Annotated in this window: 13 protein-coding genes and 1 pseudogene; 9 read left to right on the forward strand and 5 right to left on the reverse strand. The window is 64.1% G+C overall.

What is annotated here, in order from left to right; all coding sequences use genetic code 11:
- Nucleotides 1–167: 167 nt before the first annotated feature.
- Nucleotides 168–1,031, forward strand: coding sequence for a universal stress protein (locus J4P02_RS03130; RefSeq protein WP_426187660.1), 864 nt, complete (start codon nucleotides 168–170; stop codon nucleotides 1,029–1,031).
- An 89-nt stretch (nucleotides 1,032–1,120) separates the two neighbouring features.
- Here J4P02_RS03130 and J4P02_RS03135 read toward each other — a convergent pair whose 3' ends face one another.
- Entirely contained in the window at nucleotides 1,121–1,591 is a 471-nt protein-coding gene (locus tag J4P02_RS03135) for a DUF1289 domain-containing protein (RefSeq protein WP_426187662.1), read from the reverse strand.
- Nucleotides 1,592–1,998: 407 nt separating this feature from the next.
- Between J4P02_RS03135 and acnB the strand changes: the two genes are divergently transcribed.
- Nucleotides 1,999–4,608 carry a bifunctional aconitate hydratase 2/2-methylisocitrate dehydratase gene (gene acnB / locus J4P02_RS03140; protein ID WP_426187663.1) on the forward strand — a complete coding sequence of 870 codons (2,610 nt, stop codon included), beginning with the start codon at nucleotides 1,999–2,001 and terminating at the stop codon, nucleotides 4,606–4,608.
- A gap of 72 nt (nucleotides 4,609–4,680) precedes the next feature.
- Here acnB and J4P02_RS03145 read toward each other — a convergent pair whose 3' ends face one another.
- A complete protein-coding gene (locus tag J4P02_RS03145; protein WP_426187665.1) occupies nucleotides 4,681–6,105 on the reverse strand; it encodes an MFS transporter in 1,425 nt (474 codons plus the stop codon).
- A gap of 121 nt (nucleotides 6,106–6,226) precedes the next feature.
- Here J4P02_RS03145 and J4P02_RS03150 point away from each other — a divergent pair, with 121 nt between their 5' ends.
- Entirely contained in the window at nucleotides 6,227–7,042 is an 816-nt protein-coding gene (locus J4P02_RS03150) for an AraC family transcriptional regulator (protein WP_426187667.1), read from the forward strand.
- Between the two features lie 12 nt (nucleotides 7,043–7,054).
- Here J4P02_RS03150 and J4P02_RS03155 read toward each other — a convergent pair whose 3' ends face one another.
- From J4P02_RS03155 to J4P02_RS03165, 3 genes are all read right to left on the reverse strand, one after another.
- Nucleotides 7,055–8,740, reverse strand: a complete 1,686-nt coding sequence (locus J4P02_RS03155; RefSeq protein ID WP_426187669.1) for a SulP family inorganic anion transporter — start codon at nucleotides 8,738–8,740, stop codon at nucleotides 7,055–7,057.
- The gene (locus J4P02_RS03160) at nucleotides 8,730–9,347 is read right to left on the reverse strand and encodes a ParB-like protein (protein WP_426187671.1); all 618 of its coding nucleotides are present in this window, start codon (nucleotides 9,345–9,347) and stop codon (nucleotides 8,730–8,732) included. Before J4P02_RS03160 ends, J4P02_RS03155 begins: the two co-directional genes overlap by 11 nt.
- Nucleotides 9,348–9,556: 209 nt before the next feature.
- On the reverse strand, nucleotides 9,557–10,837 hold the full coding sequence (locus J4P02_RS03165) for a serine/threonine transporter (RefSeq protein WP_426187673.1): 1,281 nt from the start codon (nucleotides 10,835–10,837) through the stop codon (nucleotides 9,557–9,559).
- A gap of 474 nt (nucleotides 10,838–11,311) precedes the next feature.
- Here J4P02_RS03165 and J4P02_RS03170 point away from each other — a divergent pair, with 474 nt between their 5' ends.
- From J4P02_RS03170 to J4P02_RS03195, 6 genes and pseudogenes are all read left to right on the forward strand, one after another.
- A complete protein-coding gene (locus J4P02_RS03170; protein WP_426187675.1) occupies nucleotides 11,312–11,851 on the forward strand; it encodes a cysteine hydrolase family protein in 540 nt (179 codons plus the stop codon).
- Nucleotides 11,852–11,984: 133 nt separating this feature from the next.
- A complete protein-coding gene (locus tag J4P02_RS03175) occupies nucleotides 11,985–12,377 on the forward strand; it encodes a VOC family protein (protein WP_426187677.1) in 393 nt (130 codons plus the stop codon).
- Between the two features lie 20 nt (nucleotides 12,378–12,397).
- Nucleotides 12,398–13,348 carry a 2-hydroxyacid dehydrogenase gene (locus tag J4P02_RS03180; RefSeq protein ID WP_426187679.1) on the forward strand — a complete coding sequence of 317 codons (951 nt, stop codon included), beginning with the start codon at nucleotides 12,398–12,400 and terminating at the stop codon, nucleotides 13,346–13,348.
- 314 nt (nucleotides 13,349–13,662) lie between these two features.
- Nucleotides 13,663–14,730 (forward strand): phosphotransferase family protein, encoded by a 1,068-nt coding sequence (locus J4P02_RS03185; protein ID WP_426187681.1) that lies wholly within the window; start codon nucleotides 13,663–13,665, stop codon nucleotides 14,728–14,730.
- A 39-nt stretch (nucleotides 14,731–14,769) separates the two neighbouring features.
- A complete protein-coding gene (locus J4P02_RS03190) occupies nucleotides 14,770–15,537 on the forward strand; it encodes an SDR family oxidoreductase (protein WP_426187683.1) in 768 nt (255 codons plus the stop codon).
- 143 nt (nucleotides 15,538–15,680) lie between these two features.
- Nucleotides 15,681–16,022 (forward strand): annotated as a pseudogene (locus tag J4P02_RS03195) (ISL3 family transposase); the annotation flags it as partial.

Consider the following 16,022-nt stretch of genomic DNA (forward strand, 5'->3'; position numbering starts at 1 on the left):
TGAGGCTCACGAGACAAATAAGGCTTCACAGCGAAAGGCCGGCGATTATACCGGCCACGCCGCGAACCACCAGCAAGCGCGTTTGATATGCATCAACAAACGGCTCGGGCGCCAGCAACTATAGTTGTGCCAATCAGCCGCTTATCCCTTTTCCGGAGATCCCGATCATGCAAAGCATCCGCAGTATCCTGGTGGTCATCGATCCCACGCCCGGCGAAAGCCTGGCCCTCAAGCGTGCCAAGCTGATTGCCGGGGTGACCCAGGCGCACCTGCATCTGCTGGTGTGCGACAAGAAGCACGAGCATTCGGCGCTGCTCAGCGTCCTCAAGAGCAGCCTGAGCGGCGAAGGTTATAGCGTGACCACCGAGCAGGCGTGGAACGAGAGCCTGCACGAAACCATCATCGACGTGCAGCAGGCCGAAGGCTGCGGCCTGGTGATCAAGCAGCACCTGCCCGACAGCCCGCTGAAGAAGGCCCTGCTGACCCCGGCGGACTGGAAACTGCTGCGCTATTGCCCGACCCCGGTGCTGCTGGTGAAAAGCGCCACGCCCTGGAGCGGTGGCGTGGTGATGGCGGCGATCGACGTGGGCAACCTGGACGGCGAGCATCGGGCGCTGCACGCCAGCATTGTCGATCATGGTTTCGATATCGCCAGCCTGGCCAAGGCCCAGTTGCATGTGATCAGCGCCCATCCGTCACCGATGCTGTCGTCGGCCGACCCGGTGTTCCAGCTCAAGGAAACCATCGAGGCGCGCTACCGCGAGGCGTGCCAGGCCTTCCAGGCCGAGTTCGATATCGACGACGCCCACCTGCATATCGAGGAAGGCCCGGCGGACGTGCTGATTCCCCATATGGCCTACAAGCTCGGCGCGGCGCTGACCATCATCGGCACCGTGGCCCGCACCGGGCTCTCGGGGGCGCTGATCGGCAATACCGCCGAGGTGGTGCTCGACGCCCTGGACAGCGATGTGCTGGTGCTCAAGCCGAGCGAGATCATGGATCACCTCGAAGAGCTGGCGGCCAAGGCCTGAGTCCTCTGTGGCGAGGGAGCTCGCTCCCGCCGGGCCGCAACGCGGCCCCAAGCCCAACCGTCAGCAACCACCCTGGTCAACCAGCCGTGTCAGGGACCCAGGGCGTCCTTGAGAAAGCCCGGGGCGATATAGCGCTGGTAGTGGGCTTCGGACAGCAGGAAGAATTCCCGATCGATGGCGTCGCGCAATTCCGGCAGGCCCCAATCGCGAAACTCTGGCAATAGCGCCATGCCATAGGCGTCGAGCTGGTTGATCACCCGGGCACCACGGGCAATCAGCTGGTAGGCCCAGCAGTATTCGGACTGTTGCGGCACGAAGCGGATCTTGCGCTGCTCCAGTTGCTGGCGCAGGCGCGCCCCATCGAAAACCTCCAGCTTGGCCGCCATTACCTGCACCAACAGGTGCTCGAGACGCAACCAGACCGCGCGTTTTTCCTCTTCGTTGTAACCGTTCCAGTTGATCACTTCATGGTGGAAACGCTTGCAGCCACGGCACACCAGGTCGCCGTAGACAGTGGAGCAAAGGCCCACGCAGGGGGTCTTGATGATCTGATTGGGCATAGATAGACAGCACACGTGAAAGCAAAACAGGCGGGCATGTTAGCCCTTTGTCTAAGCTTGATCACCCCTCAAACTTCAATACGCTAACTTACCTTCAGACTTTTTTTGCCGTAGAATCAGCCAGCCTTTTTAGGCACCAATGTCCGTTTGAAGCTGTTTTCAAAGCGTCACGAGCACAGTCGTTCCTTCAGAACGGTGTTGGTGCCGGGTTTTTCCAGCGGGGAAAAGTCCGGTGCCAACCCTCATCAGCTCCCGTTCTGCAGGCGTAAAACTTTGAAAGCAGCTTCTGTAAGGAATTGTCGGTAATTCTGGCTAAGTGGCGCACAACGCCACGCAGCGCATGAGTGCGGCAATTTCGGGATGAGCGTCCCGGACACCCATTTGGGACCACTGATGAGGGTAATACTGTGCTTGAAGCCTACCGCAAACATATCGAAGAGCGTGCAGCACTGGGTATCGTTCCCCAGCCGCTAAACGCCGAACAAACTGCAGGCCTGGTCGAGCTGCTGAAGAATCCCCCGGCTGGCGAAGAAGCCGTCCTCCTTGACCTGATCACCAACCGTATTCCACCTGGCGTGGACGAAGCGGCTTATGTAAAAGCCGGTTTCCTGTCTGCACTGGCCAAGGGTCAAGTCTCCTCCCCTCTGCTGGACAAGAAGCGCGCTGTAGAACTGCTCGGCACCATGCAGGGCGGCTACAACATCGTGACCCTGGTTGAACTGCTGGACGACGCCGAACTGGCGCCAGTGGCCGCCGAAGAACTCAAGCACACCCTGCTGATGTTCGATGCCTTCCACGACGTGGCGGAAAAAGCCAAGAACGGCAACGTTCACGCCAAGGCCGTGCTGCAATCCTGGGCTGAAGGCGAGTGGTTCAAGAAGCGCCCGGTACTGGCAGACAAGATCAGCCTGCGGGTGTTCAAGGTCACCGGCGAAACCAACACCGACGACCTGTCCCCTGCTCCAGATGCCTGGTCCCGTCCCGACATCCCGCTGCACGCCCTGGCCATGTTGAAAATGGCCCGTGACGGCATCGTTCCGGACGAGCAAGGCAAGACCGGCCCGATGAAGCAGATCGAAGCCATGCGCGGCGAAGGCTTCCCGATCGCCTATGTTGGCGACGTGGTGGGTACTGGTTCCTCGCGTAAATCCGCGACCAACTCGGTACTGTGGTTCTTCGGCGACGACATCCCCTACGTGCCGAACAAGCGCGGCGGCGGCTTCTGCTTCGGCAGCAAGATCGCTCCGATCTTCTACAACACCATGGAAGATGCCGGCGCCCTGCCAATCGAGTTCGACGTTTCCAACATGCACATGGGCGACGTGATCGACCTGTACCCGCATGCTGGCAAAGTCTGCAAGCACGGCACCGACGAAGTCCTGGCCACCTTCGAAATGAAGACTCCAGTGCTGTTGGACGAAGTACGTGCCGGCGGTCGTATCCCGCTGATCATCGGCCGCGGCCTGACCGAGAAGGCTCGCGCCGAACTGGGCCTGCCAGCGTTCGACCTGTTCAAGAAGCCTGAAGCTCCGGCTGCAAGCACCAAGGGCTTCACCCTGGCGCAGAAAATGGTCGGCAAGGCCTGCGGCCTGGCAGCAGGCAAGGGCATTCGTCCTGGCACCTATTGCGAACCGAAAATGACCACCGTGGGTTCTCAGGACACCACCGGTCCCATGACCCGTGACGAACTGAAAGACCTGGCGTGCCTGGGCTTCTCCGCTGATCTGGTGATGCAGTCGTTCTGCCACACCGCGGCCTATCCAAAGCCGATCGACGTGACCACCCACCACACTCTGCCCGACTTCATCATGACCCGTGGCGGCGTTTCCCTGCGTCCGGGCGACGGCATCATCCACTCGTGGCTGAACCGCATGCTGCTGCCAGACACCGTCGGCACCGGCGGCGACTCCCACACCCGCTTCCCGATGGGCATCTCGTTCCCGGCCGGTTCCGGCCTGGTAGCGTTTGCCGCCGCCACTGGCGTTATGCCGCTGGACATGCCGGAATCGATCCTGGTGCGCTTCAAGGGCAAAATGAAGCCTGGCATCACCCTGCGTGACCTGGTGCATGCCATTCCTTACTTCGCCATCCAGAACGGCCTGCTGACCGTCGAGAAGAAAGGCAAGAAAAACGCCTTCTCCGGCCGCATCCTGGAAATCGAAGGCCTGGAAGGCCTGACCCTGGAACAGGCGTTCGAACTGTCCGACGCCTCGGCCGAACGTTCGGCTGCCGGTTGCACCATCAAGCTGTCGAAAGAGTCGATCACCGAGTACCTGCAGTCCAACATCACCCTGCTGCGCTGGATGATCGGCGAAGGCTACGGTGACGCACGTACCCTGGAACGTCGCGCTCAAGCGATGGAAGCCTGGATCGCCAACCCTGAGCTGATGGAAGCCGATGCCGACGCCGAATACGCCGAGGTCATCGAAATCGACCTGGCCGACATCAGCGAGCCGGTACTCTGCGCGCCGAACGACCCGGACGACGCCCGCCTGCTGTCCAGCGTCGCTGGCCAGAAGATCGACGAAGTGTTCATCGGTTCCTGCATGACCAACATCGGCCACTTCCGCGCTGCCGGTAAGCTGCTGGATCAGGTCAAGGGCCAGCTGCCGACCCGCCTGTGGCTGTCGCCGCCGACCAAGATGGACGCTCACCAGCTGACCGAGGAAGGCTACTACGGCATCTACGGCAAGGCCGGCGCGCGCATGGAAATGCCGGGCTGCTCGCTGTGCATGGGTAACCAGGCACGTGTAGAACCGAACAGCACCGTGGTGTCGACTTCGACCCGTAACTTCCCCAACCGCCTGGGCGATGGCGCCAACGTCTACCTGGCTTCGGCCGAGCTGGCGTCGGTGGCTTCGATCCTCGGTCGCCTGCCGACCGTCGAGGAGTACATGGACTACGCCGGCAAGATCGACAGCATGGCAGCGGACGTGTACCGCTACCTGAGCTTCGACCAGATCGCCGAGTTCCGTGAAGCGGCCGCCAACGCCAAGATCCCGGTGGTGCAAGCCTAAGGCTCTAGCGTTGTAAAAAGGAACGCCGCGTATTCCACGATACGCGGCGTTTTTTTATGCCTGCGCTTTGTCTCAGCTTTCGCCCTGCTTGAGCGCCAGGGACAACAGCGCCGAAGCGCAGCTGATCAGCGCTGCCGCCAGAAAGGCCGCCTGATAGCCGGCCAGCTCCGCCGCAACGGGCAGCGCCGCGCCCGCCATATCGCCACTGACGCCATGGGCCAGAGCCACCAGCAGCGCCAGGCCAATGGCCCCACCCAACTGCCGCGCAGCATTCTGCAGGCCCGCCGCTAACCCGCAATCCGCTTGCGGCACCCCTGAAAGCACCGCCTGGGTGGCGCTCATCAGGGTCAGGCCGCAGCCCACTCCAGTGAACAGCGTTGGCAGCAGCAGGTCTTGCAGCATTGAAGGTTGTGCCGGCAAGCCATGCAGCCAGGCCAGGCCCAGCGCCGAGATCAGCCCGCCGAACAATGGCAAGCGCGTGCAGCCCGCCTCACGCAGGCGCCGCGAAAGCATCGCCGCAATGGCCAGGGCCAGCGCCAGGGGCAACAGCGCCAGCCCGGTATCCCAGGCATCGAGCCCGACCACCCGCTGTAACGCCTGGGACAGGAAATAGGTGGAACAGGTCAGCACCGCACCCAGGCCGCCGATCATCAACATGCCGATGGACACATTGCGCAGGCGCAGAATCTCCAGCCTGACCAGGGGCTCCGGAACCCGCCGCTGCACCAGCACGAACAGCACCGATGCCAGCAGTGCCACCCCCAGCGCAAGCTGCACCCAGAGGCTGGCCCAGCCGTCGCGGGTAGACTGCGCCAGGGCGAAGATCAAGGCCCCCAGCGCCAGGGTCACGCTCAGTGCACCGGGAACATCGAGCCTCTGGCGGCGAACATCGGCAGCCCGCGGGTTGAGAAAGGCCCCGACCACCGCCATTAGCAACAGCCCCACCGGCACATTCACCCACATCACCCAGCGCCAGCTGTAGAGGCTGGTCAACAGCCCTCCGGCGACCACACCAAAGGCCGAGCCCATGGCCGCACAGGCCGCCCACAGGCCAATGGCCCGTTCACGCCCGGCGCCCTTGGGGTGCCCGGCCATGATCACCGCTAGGGGTGAAGTGGCCAGGGCCGCCGCAGCGAAACCCTGGACCGCGCGGGCGCCCAGCAGAACCCAGGCGCTCTGGGCCATGCCCCCGGCCAGGCTGGCGAGGCTGAACAGCGCCAGCCCCCCCAACAGCAGCGCCCGGCGCCCGTAAAGGTCACCGGCGCGGGCCGCCAACAGCATGAAACCACCCAGCAGCAACAGGTAGGCGTCCACCACCCACTGCACTTGCACGGACGACAGCGCCAGCTCCTGAGCCATGGCCGGCAGGGCGATATTCACAATGGCGCCGTCCATCACCACCATAAAGGCGCAGACACAGGCAACCAGCGTCGCCACCCAGGCAGGGGTGCCGCGCCTCAACAAAGCGGGTGCAGCCGAAAGGGAAACGGATGACATGGGCATTCCTCGAAGTCATGGGCTGGCAGGCAGCCGGTAAGGGTCTGGACCGAATTCTGCGCCCTGGAAGACAATGACCTGGTAACGGCAACTCTTCGATAAATAGTGAAAAGTGCTCAAGATGACCAACTTCGACGCCGCCGTGCCCGACGACCTCAGCGAATGGTGTGCAGGACCCGATGTCATCGCGCTGCGTGGCGATGACCGCCCGGCTAACGAGTTTCGTCTCGGCACCCGGGAATACGACTGGCACCAGCACGCCCGCGGGCAGGTGTTCTGTGTGGAAACCGGCATGATCCAGGTCAGGACCGTTCATGGCGCCTGGCTGCTGCCGCCGCAACGCGCCGGCTGGATGCCACCGGGGGTGGCGCATCAGATCCGCGTCAGCGGCGCCATGACCGGCTGGAGCCTGCTGCTCTCGCCCAACGCCAGCCGGCAGTTGCAGGACAGGCCCTGCGTACTGGGAATCTCCAGTGTGTTGCGGGTGCTGGTGGAGCGCGCTGCGGGCTGGAACGACCAGGCCCGCCTGAGCCCCGAGCAGGCGCGGATCAGCGCGGTGATACTCGACGAACTGCGCAGCGCGGCGCCGCAGCCCTTGCACTTGCCGCTGCCCAGCGAACCTCGTCTGCTGAAGATCGCCCAGGCCATCCTCGATAACCGCGACAGCCAGTGGACGCTCAAGGACTGGGCAGCCTGGGGCGCGATGTCGGCCAGCACCCTGCGGCGCCTGATGCTGGCACAGACCGGCCTGAACTTCGCCCAGTGGCGCCAGCAGGCACAACTGGCGCTGGCCCTGGAGATGCTGGCGCGCGGGGTGGCGGTCAATCAGGTGGCGGATGCCCTTGGCTACGCCTCGGCGAGCAACTTCATCGCCATGTTCCGCCGGGCCTTCGGCGACTCCCCCGCCCGCTACTTCGCGGTGCGGCCCGGCGCCTGAAGGCGCCGCTGCTCACTGCCCGGCCTGGGCCTGGCCGTTCCAGCCGTGCAGGCTTTCCTGCAAGGTGTCGTCGACGCTGGTGCCGCTGAGCAGCACCTGGTACTGGCGGCTCGACTCCAGGCTGGCCAGCACTTCCTTGACCTCGTACTTGAGCCGAGCCAGGGCCAGGTGCTTGCCTTCCTCATGCACCTGGCGGAAGAACTGGTCCAGGGCCTCGATGCTGGTGCCGTCCAGGTTCGGCGACTCCTCCAGGCTGAGGATGATGCTGTGGATCGGCGCCTCGACATGCCGGATCAGGCGCAGGGCCGCGCCGAGGATGCGTTCGGCATTGGCGAAGAACAGCGCCTCCCCCGGCCGCAGGATCAGCACCCCCGGCACCTGACGGGCCTGGGGATGGCGGCTCAGGTCGACAAAGTCGTGGCCGCTGCCCAGCTGGCCGAGGATCTGCATGTCCGCCGCCGACATCTGCCGCAGCATCAGCAGGATGCTGATTCCCACCGACAGCAACAGGCCATCGAGCACCCCCAGCACCAGCACCGCAGCCACCGCGCAGAGCACCAGCAAACGGTCGCGGCGCCAGATAAAGTAGCGCCCCAACGGCTGCAAACTCAGGCCATGGCCCAGGGCGTAGATGACGATCGCCGCCAGCACCGGCTCCGGGGTCAGGGCGATATAGGGCAGCACCGTCAGCACAATCAGCAGCATCACCGCTGCGGCCGTCAGCCCCGCCAGGCGTGAGCGCGCACCGGCCTCCTCATTGGCCGAGGTGGCCGAGTAACCGGCGCCGGCGGGCATGCCATGGAACAGCCCCGACACCAGGTTGGACACCCCCAGGGCCAGCAGGTCGCGATTGGATGACACCCGATCGCCATGCTTGAGCGCCATGGAACTGATGGAGCCATAGGACTCGGCATACAGAATCATCACCAGGGCAAAGGCCAGCTCCCCCAGGCGCAGCCAGTCGGCAAACGGCAGGTCCGGCAGGCTCGGCACCTCCAACCTGAGCTCGATCACCCCGATCAGCTCGACACCATGGGCCGGCAGGTCGAACCATTGCCCGGCGCCGATGCCGATCAGCACCGCCACCAGCCCGCCGGGCAGGTAGGGAATCCGCGAACAGATTGCCAGCACCAGCAGGGCCAGCCCCGCCACCGCGGCTCCGGCCCAGTTCCACTGCGGCAGTTGTTCCAGCAACTGCGGCAGGAAGCGCACCAGGTTGCCGGTACTCAGGTGCACCCCGACCACCGTGGCGAATTGCTTGAGGATGATGGTCAGGGCCAGGCCGAAGGCGAAGCCGCGCAGTACCGGCTTGGCAATAAAGGCGGTGACCCCGCCCAGGCGAAACAGCCCCGCCAGCAGAAAGAAGGCGCCGCTCAGCAGCACCAGGGCAAAGGCCAGGCTCAAGCGCAACTGCGCATCGCCAGTGGCCAGGGACAAGGTCGCCGCCGCCAGCACCGCCGCCGATGACGAGGTGGCGGAAACGATGGCGAAGCGGCTGCTGCCCAGCAGGCCGTAACACAGCAGGCCGGCGAACAGGGCAATCACCCCGGCCTGGGGCGGCAAGGCAGCGATGCTGGAATAGGCCACCGCCTCCGGCAGCAGCAGGCCGGCGATGGACAGCCCGGCCAGCAGGTCTCGCGTGCGCCGCGGCTTGGCGGCTTGGGGGGTGGCCGCAAGCGGGCCTCGATCAGTTGACAATCTGCCCCACCCACCCTGGCAAGTAACGTGCGTCCTGGCTGCGCGCCAGCTTCATCGCCCGGGCCTGGACCTTGGCCCCCAGTTTGCCGAGGGCCTGGATCTCGATGCGTCGGCGGAAGAAATCGGCCCAGAGAAATTCGCTGAACGGCGTGGCGTCCTTGGCAAAACCGCCGGCACGGCGCAGCAGGCCCGCCAGGCTGCGGTAGGGGTCGTCCTGCAGGTCGCCGATGCGCCCGGGAATCCGCTCGAACGAGCGCCGAACGCCCTGGGCGTCATACGGGTGGGCCCACTGATAGAAGCCCATCACCTCCCAGAAACTCTCGGGCTCGACAAAGGACAGGTCCTTGAGCACCAGCAGCGGCACCTCCTTGACCCCCTCCTCCAGCAACGCCAGGCCAAAGTGGTGGTGATCGACTATGTAGTAGCGCTGCTGGGGGCCCAGCACGCAGGGAAACCAGTGATCATCCAGGGCCGCGGCCCGCGCCTTGCGCTTGAGCTGCCGCCACTCCTGGCGCTTGGCCTTGACTTCGGCCAGGCCGACGGTGAGTTGGGTCGGGTGCAGACTGTCCAGCCGGGCATGCAGCAACTGCGGGTGGGCGCGGGCCATGAAATGACTCCAGGCGAAAGCAAAATCATCAGCTTAGACGTTAATTCCGCAGGCCGGCCGACCCAGGTCAAGGGCTTGAACAACCGCCAGGCCAAACCCGTCGCGCCCACGCGCCAGGGCCCAGAAGCACAACGCCGCCGGAGCTGTGAAGCACCGGCGGCGTTGTTTGCATCATGGTCTGGCAGGCGCCGACAAGCGCGCCGCAGCACTCAAGAAGCCAGGGAGTACACCACGGCGGTAATCGCCACCAGGCCCACCAGGGTCACGAACACGTTGGACGCCTGGCCGCGATAGCGGGCCATGGCCGGCACCTTGCGGATGGCGTACATCGGCATCAGGAACAGGATGGCCGCGATCACCGGGCCGCCCATGCTTTCGATCATCGTCAGGATGCTCGGGTTGAGGGTTGCCACGGCCCAGCAGATCACCAGCATGAACGCCGCGGTGATACGGTCCAGGGCCTTGGCCCCAGGGCGGCGGCCGCTCTTGATGATCAGGCCCTTGAGGCCTTCGCTGGCACCGATGTAGTGGCCCAGGAAGGACTTGGCGATGGCCACGAAGGCAATCAGCGGCGCGGCGAAGGCAATGGTCGGATTCTGGAAGTGGTTGGCCAGGTAGGACAGGATCGACAGGTTCTGCGCCTTGGCTTCCGCCAACTGTGCTGGCGACAGGGTCAGCACGCAGCTGAAGACGAAGAACAGCACCATACCCACCATCAGCAGGTGGGCGCGGGACAGGATCTGCGAGCTGCGCTGCTCGGCATGCACGCCATAGCGACGCTTCTGATCAACGGCAAAGGCCGAGATGATCGGCGAGTGGTTGAAGGAGAACACCATCACCGGAATCGCCAGCCACAGGGTATGCAGGAAGGCCGAAGGCGCCGGCACATCGCTGACGGTGGCGAGGATGCCGCCATTCCAGTGCGGAATCAGGAACACGGCGAGAAACGCCAGGGCAACGATGAACGGATAGACCATCAGGCTCATGGCCTTGACGATCACCTGCTCGCCGCAACGCACCACCACCAACAGGCCGAAGATCAGCACCAGGGCCAGGATCGCCCGCGGTGGCGGCGCGATGTGCAACTGGTTGGTCATGAAGCTGCTGACGGTGTTGGTCAGGGCCACGCTGTAGATCAGCAAGATGGGGAAGATGGCGAAGAAGTAGAGCAAGGTGATCAGGGCACCGGCCTTGATCCCGAAATGTTCCTCCACCACCTCAGTGATGTCCGCGCCGTCACGACCGGAGAGCACGAAGCGGGTCAGGCCGCGGTGGGCGAAGAAGGTCATGGGGAATGCCAGCAACGCCAGGATCAGCAGCGGCCAGAAGCCGCCGAGGCCCGCATTGATGGGCAGAAACAGGGTACCGGCACCAATGGCGGTGCCAAACAGGCCCAGCATCCAGGTGGTGTCTTGGCGATTCCAGCTGCTCAGGGCCGCTGGGGCCGCCGTTTCAAAGCGTTGATCAACGCTGTTGGCCTGATCATTCATCCGGTGGGATCTCCACATTCCGGTCGTTTGCCATTGGCTTGGGGCGCGCCGGAATACCCGGCAGACCAAACCCCGCACCAACAGAGGGGGCGCGATTGTCCGGGATTCCACGGGCGCTGCATAGACTCAGCTGAGGAACGGTTTGTGCGCCGCAGCGATTTTTTTCATCGATAGCGAAGCGTCTGGCCCGGGCTTCTCCCGGCCCCTGGGGATTTTCGCCGGAGCCTGCCGACGATCTTCACGGCGAATGGACAGCGATTGCCCTTGCGTTGACAGTGCCGATCGCCAGGCGGCATGATCGGACCCCATGAATATCTACGCGCTGAACCCAGCCTCCCGCTATACCACGACTGCCTCTGGCGGGTCGTGTGGTGGCTGTGCAGGGTAAGGCAAGCACAGTAAAACCAAGGCCCCGCCAGCAATGGACGGGGCCTTTTGTTTCTCCGTCCAGCTGGCATTACAAGGAGAGACAAGATGCCTTCACTCAACGCCAAGCGTGCCCTGCTGGTGATCGACATGCAGGTCGGGCTGTTCAACGGACCGGACAAGCCCTACAAGCGCGAGCAAGTGCTGGAAAACATCAATCAGCTGATTCGCCGCGCACGCCAGGCCGGGGCGCCGATCTTCGCCATGCGCCACACCGGCCCCGCCGAATCGCCGATCGCCGCCGGCAGCCCGCTCTGGCAATTGCTGCCGACCCTGGAGCTGGATGAACAACAGGACTGCGTGCTGGACAAGACCCGCCCCAGCTGTTTTGTCGGCACCGCACTGGCTGAACGCTTGCGCGACGCCCAGGTCACTGAGCTGGTGATTGTCGGCATGAAGACCCAGTACTGCATCGATGCCACCTGCCGCGCCGCCGGCGACCTGGGCTTTGCCGCGGTACTGGTGGAAGACGCCCACACCTGCATGGATACGCCGATTTTGGGGGCGAAGAAGATCATCGCCCACCATAACGCCACCCTGAACGGCCCCTTCGTGCGCCTGGCCAAGACCCCGGACCTGAGCTTCTAGACGCGGCACCGCCTGCACTGCCCCGGGTGCGCCGGCAACGGCGTGACGCCCCGGGAACGGTGTCGGCAAGCATTGCCAAAACGCCTGGCAAACCGCACCCTTGAGCCTTCGCCCAATCTGCACGGAGTGTTCGATGAGCGCCACGAGCCTGACTGGCTGCATCCTCTACAGCCTGGCCCCCCAGCGCCTGGGGCAATTCTATGCCGAGCTGCTGGGCTGGCCGATCAGCGACCAGCAACCGGACTACCTGCAACTGGCTCACCAGGGCTACGAGCTGACCCTGGTGCAGGTGCCCGCGGCGATTGCCGCGCGCATCGTGCTGCAGGACCCGCCCCTGCCCCGCAGCGATTCGCCATGCAAGCCGCTGTTCCAGGTGGCCGACCTGGAGCAGGCCAGGCAGCGCGCGGCCAGCGCCGGCGGCCGGTTGTACGGCGCCGAACGGGAATGGTCGTTCAAGGGCGCGCGGGTCTGCGACGGCGTCGACCCGGAAGGCAATGTGTTTCAACTGCGCCAGCCCCTGGCCTGAACCCTTTCGAGGAAGCCCCCATGCACGCCACCGTCCTGGTGCTGGTCGAGAACGTCAATGCCTACCTGCCCCTGCTGGAACAGCAGGGTTTCCAGCTGATCCTGGCCCCCACTCCCGCGGCTCGGGCCGAGGCGATCAAGACCCACGCGCAGCAGATCGACGCCGTATTGACCCGCGGCCCCCTGGGCCTGACGGCGGCGGAAATCACTGCCCTGCCCGGTTTGCAGATCATCTGCGTGATCGGCGCCGGCTATGAGCAGGTCGACCTGCAAGCGGCCAGCAACCGTGGCATCGCCGTGACTAATGGCGCCGGGGTCAACGCCTCGTCCGTGGCCGATCATGCCCTGGCCCTGCTGTTGTCCCTGGTGCGGGGCATTCCCCAGGCCGATGCGGCGGTGCGCCTGGGGCAATGGCCGAAGGTCACGCGCCCATCCGTGGCCGGCCTGCGCCTGGGCATCCTCGGCCTGGGCGCCGTGGGCCAGGCCATCGCCCGGCGCTGCGCCCTGGGCTTCGAGATGCAGGTCAGCTACCACAGCCGTCAGCCCCGGCCGGATCAGCCCTATCGCTTTTGCCCGACCCTCAAGGAACTGGCCGAGGATTCGGACGTGCTGCTGATCGCCACGCCCGGCGGCGCCGAAACCCGTCACCTGGTAGACCGGGACGTGCTGGAGGCGCTGGGCGCCAAGGGTTTCCTGGTGAATGTCGCCCGGGCCAGTGTGGTGGATACCGATGCCCTGTTGCAGGCCCTGCAACAGCGGCAGATCGCCGGAGCGGCGCTGGATGTCTTCGATGACGAACCCCAGGTGCCGGACGCCTTCAAGCAGCTGGACAACGTGGTGCTGACACCCCATGTCGCCGGCCTGTCGCCCCAGGCCAGCCGGGACACCGTGGCCATGGTCGGGCGCAATCTGCAGGCCCACTTCAGTGGCCAGCCGTTGCTGACCCCACTGGTCCTGCCGCCGCCAAGCTGATCCGCGTCCCTACAACGCCTATGCTCGTAACACCGCAGCGGCTGGCGTAGGAGCGGGCCGGGCGGCGTTCCGCTTGCCCGCGAAGGCGTCGTCCGCCGTTGCGCAAGGCTCAAGGGCCTCTTCGCCGGCAAGCCGGCTCCTACAGGTTTGCGGCGATTGCAGGGTTTGCAGGGGGATTCAAACGCCTGTATCAAAAGCAATGATTGCCCAGCAACACCCGCACCTATAAAGGCCTTCGGCGATTGTGAGGGCCCCCTAGGCACATTAGATTAGCCAATAATCTCTGGCCTCCAGAATAAGCAGAAGGGATAAGCATGGCGCTTACAGACCAATCCACCCGCACTCGCTCCGGCGAGGAACTCGATGCCAACCTGATCGATCCGTACCTCAAGGCGCATATCCCCGGCCTCACCGGCACGCCGCAGATCAGCCAGTTCCCGGGCGGAGCCTCGAACCTCACCTACTTGCTGGAATACCCCGGACAGGAATTCGTCCTGCGCCGCCCGCCCTTTGGCCACAAGGCCAAGTCGGCCCACGACATGGGCCGCGAATACCGCATCCTCAACCAGCTCAAGGACGGTTTCCCCTATTGCCCCAAGGCCTATGTGCACTGCACCGACGAGTCGGTGATCGGCGCCGAGTTCTATGTCATGGAGCGGGTCAAGGGCATCATCCTGCGCTCCGACCTGCCGCCGGAACTGGGGCTGGACGCCAGCAATACCCAAGCCCTGTGCAAGAGCTTCATCGACCGTTTCGTCGAGCTGCATCGGGTCGACTACAACGCCTGCGGCCTGGGCGACCTGGGCAAGCCAGAAGGTTATGTGCAACGCCAGATCAAGGGCTGGAGCGAGCGCTACGAAAAGGCCCTGACCCCCGATGCCCCGCAGTGGCAGGCGGTCAAGGCCTGGCTCAACGACAAGATGCCCGCCGACCACCCGACCTCGAGCATCGTGCATAACGACTACCGCTTCGACAACGTGATCCTCGATGCACAGAACCCGATGCAGATCATCGGTGTGCTGGACTGGGAACTGACCACCTTGGGCGATCCGCTGATGGACCTGGGCAACACCCTGGCCTACTGGATCGAAGCCGGCGACCCGGCCCCGGTGCAACTGATGCGCCGCCAGCCGAGCAATGCCCCCGGCATGCTGACCCGCCAGGAATTCGTCGACTACTACGCCGAGCGCGCCGGCATCCAGATCGGCAACTTCGATTACTACTACACCTACGGCCTGTTCCGCCTGGCCGGCATCGTGCAGCAGATCTACTACCGCTACTACCACGGCCAGACCCAGGACAAACGCTTTGCGCAGTTCATTCACATGAACAAGCTGCTGGAGCAGATGAGCCTGCAGGTGATCGGCAAATCCAGCCTCTGACCGCGCCCCGGCGCCCGACAGCCAAAACAAGGAAAAACCATGTCCAAGACTCAGTTGTTCGACCTCGATGGCAAGATCGCATTCGTCTCCGGTGCCAGCCGCGGTATCGGCGAGGCGATTGCCAAGCTGCTGGCCCAGCAAGGCGCCCACGTGATCGTTTCGAGCCGCAAGCTCGAAGGCTGCCAGCACGTGGCCGATGCCATCATCGCCGCCGGCGGCAAGGCCACGGCGATTGCCTGCCATATTGGTGAAATGGAGCAGATCAGCCAGGTTTTCGCCGGTATCCGCGAACAGTTCGGGCGCCTGGATATCCTGGTCAACAACGCCGCCACCAACCCGCAGTTCTGCAATGTGCTGGACACCGACCTCGGGGCCTTCCAGAAAACCGTGGACGTGAATATCCGCGGCTATTTCTTTATGTCGGTGGAAGCCGGCAAGCTGATGCGCGACAACGGCGGCGGCAGCATCATCAACGTGGCTTCGATCAATGGCGTGTCGCCGGGAATCTTCCAGGGCATCTACTCGGTGACCAAGGCCGCGGTGATCAACATGACCAAGGTCTTCGCCAAAGAATGCGCACCGTTCGGCATCCGCTGCAACGCCCTGCTGCCGGGCCTGACCGACACCAAGTTCGCCTCGGCCCTGGTGAAGAACGACGCCATTCTCAAGACCGCCCTGGCACAGATCCCCCTCAAGCGCGTGGCCGACCCGAGCGAAATGGCCGGCGCGGTGCTCTACCTGGCCAGCGATGCCTCCAGTTACACCACTGGCGTTTCGCTGAATGTGGACGGCGGCTTCCTCTCCTGAGCCCCCCCGCCCCCACCAAAAGGCAGCCCGCGGGCTGCCTTTTTTATGGTTCTTCACGGAATCCCGGGAAACTCAGAAACAAAAACGCCGATTTGATAGATGATGTTCGTGCGAGCAAACAGATCTAAAAAACCGGCGTTCTTATGCGTGATATTAATACTTTCCTTCCTTTTTGGGAGGGCTTTTCTGTCGTCACAATGAAGTCTGATGGCGATGCTCTCCAGATCGATCTGATTCCCCACCCCACCCGACTCCCTGCCTGTAGCGGCTGCCAAAAACCCTGCTCAACCACGCATGAGTATTGCCAGCGCGCTGTGCGTGACCTGCCGATTCTCGGTCGTGCGGTATGCCTCAACGTGTTGCTCAGGCGGGTCGGCTGCCGTGATTGTGGCAAACGCATGGAGGCCGTCAGTTGGCTGGATCGCTATGCGCGCATGACGCGGCGCCTCGCAGAGGCGGTCATTCAAGCTTGCGAGCGCCTCCCT

Origin of the sequence: Pseudomonas sp. NFXW11, assembly GCF_049887815.1 — a bacterium.
In the GTDB taxonomy this organism is placed as follows: Bacteria; Pseudomonadota; Gammaproteobacteria; order Pseudomonadales; family Pseudomonadaceae; genus Aquipseudomonas.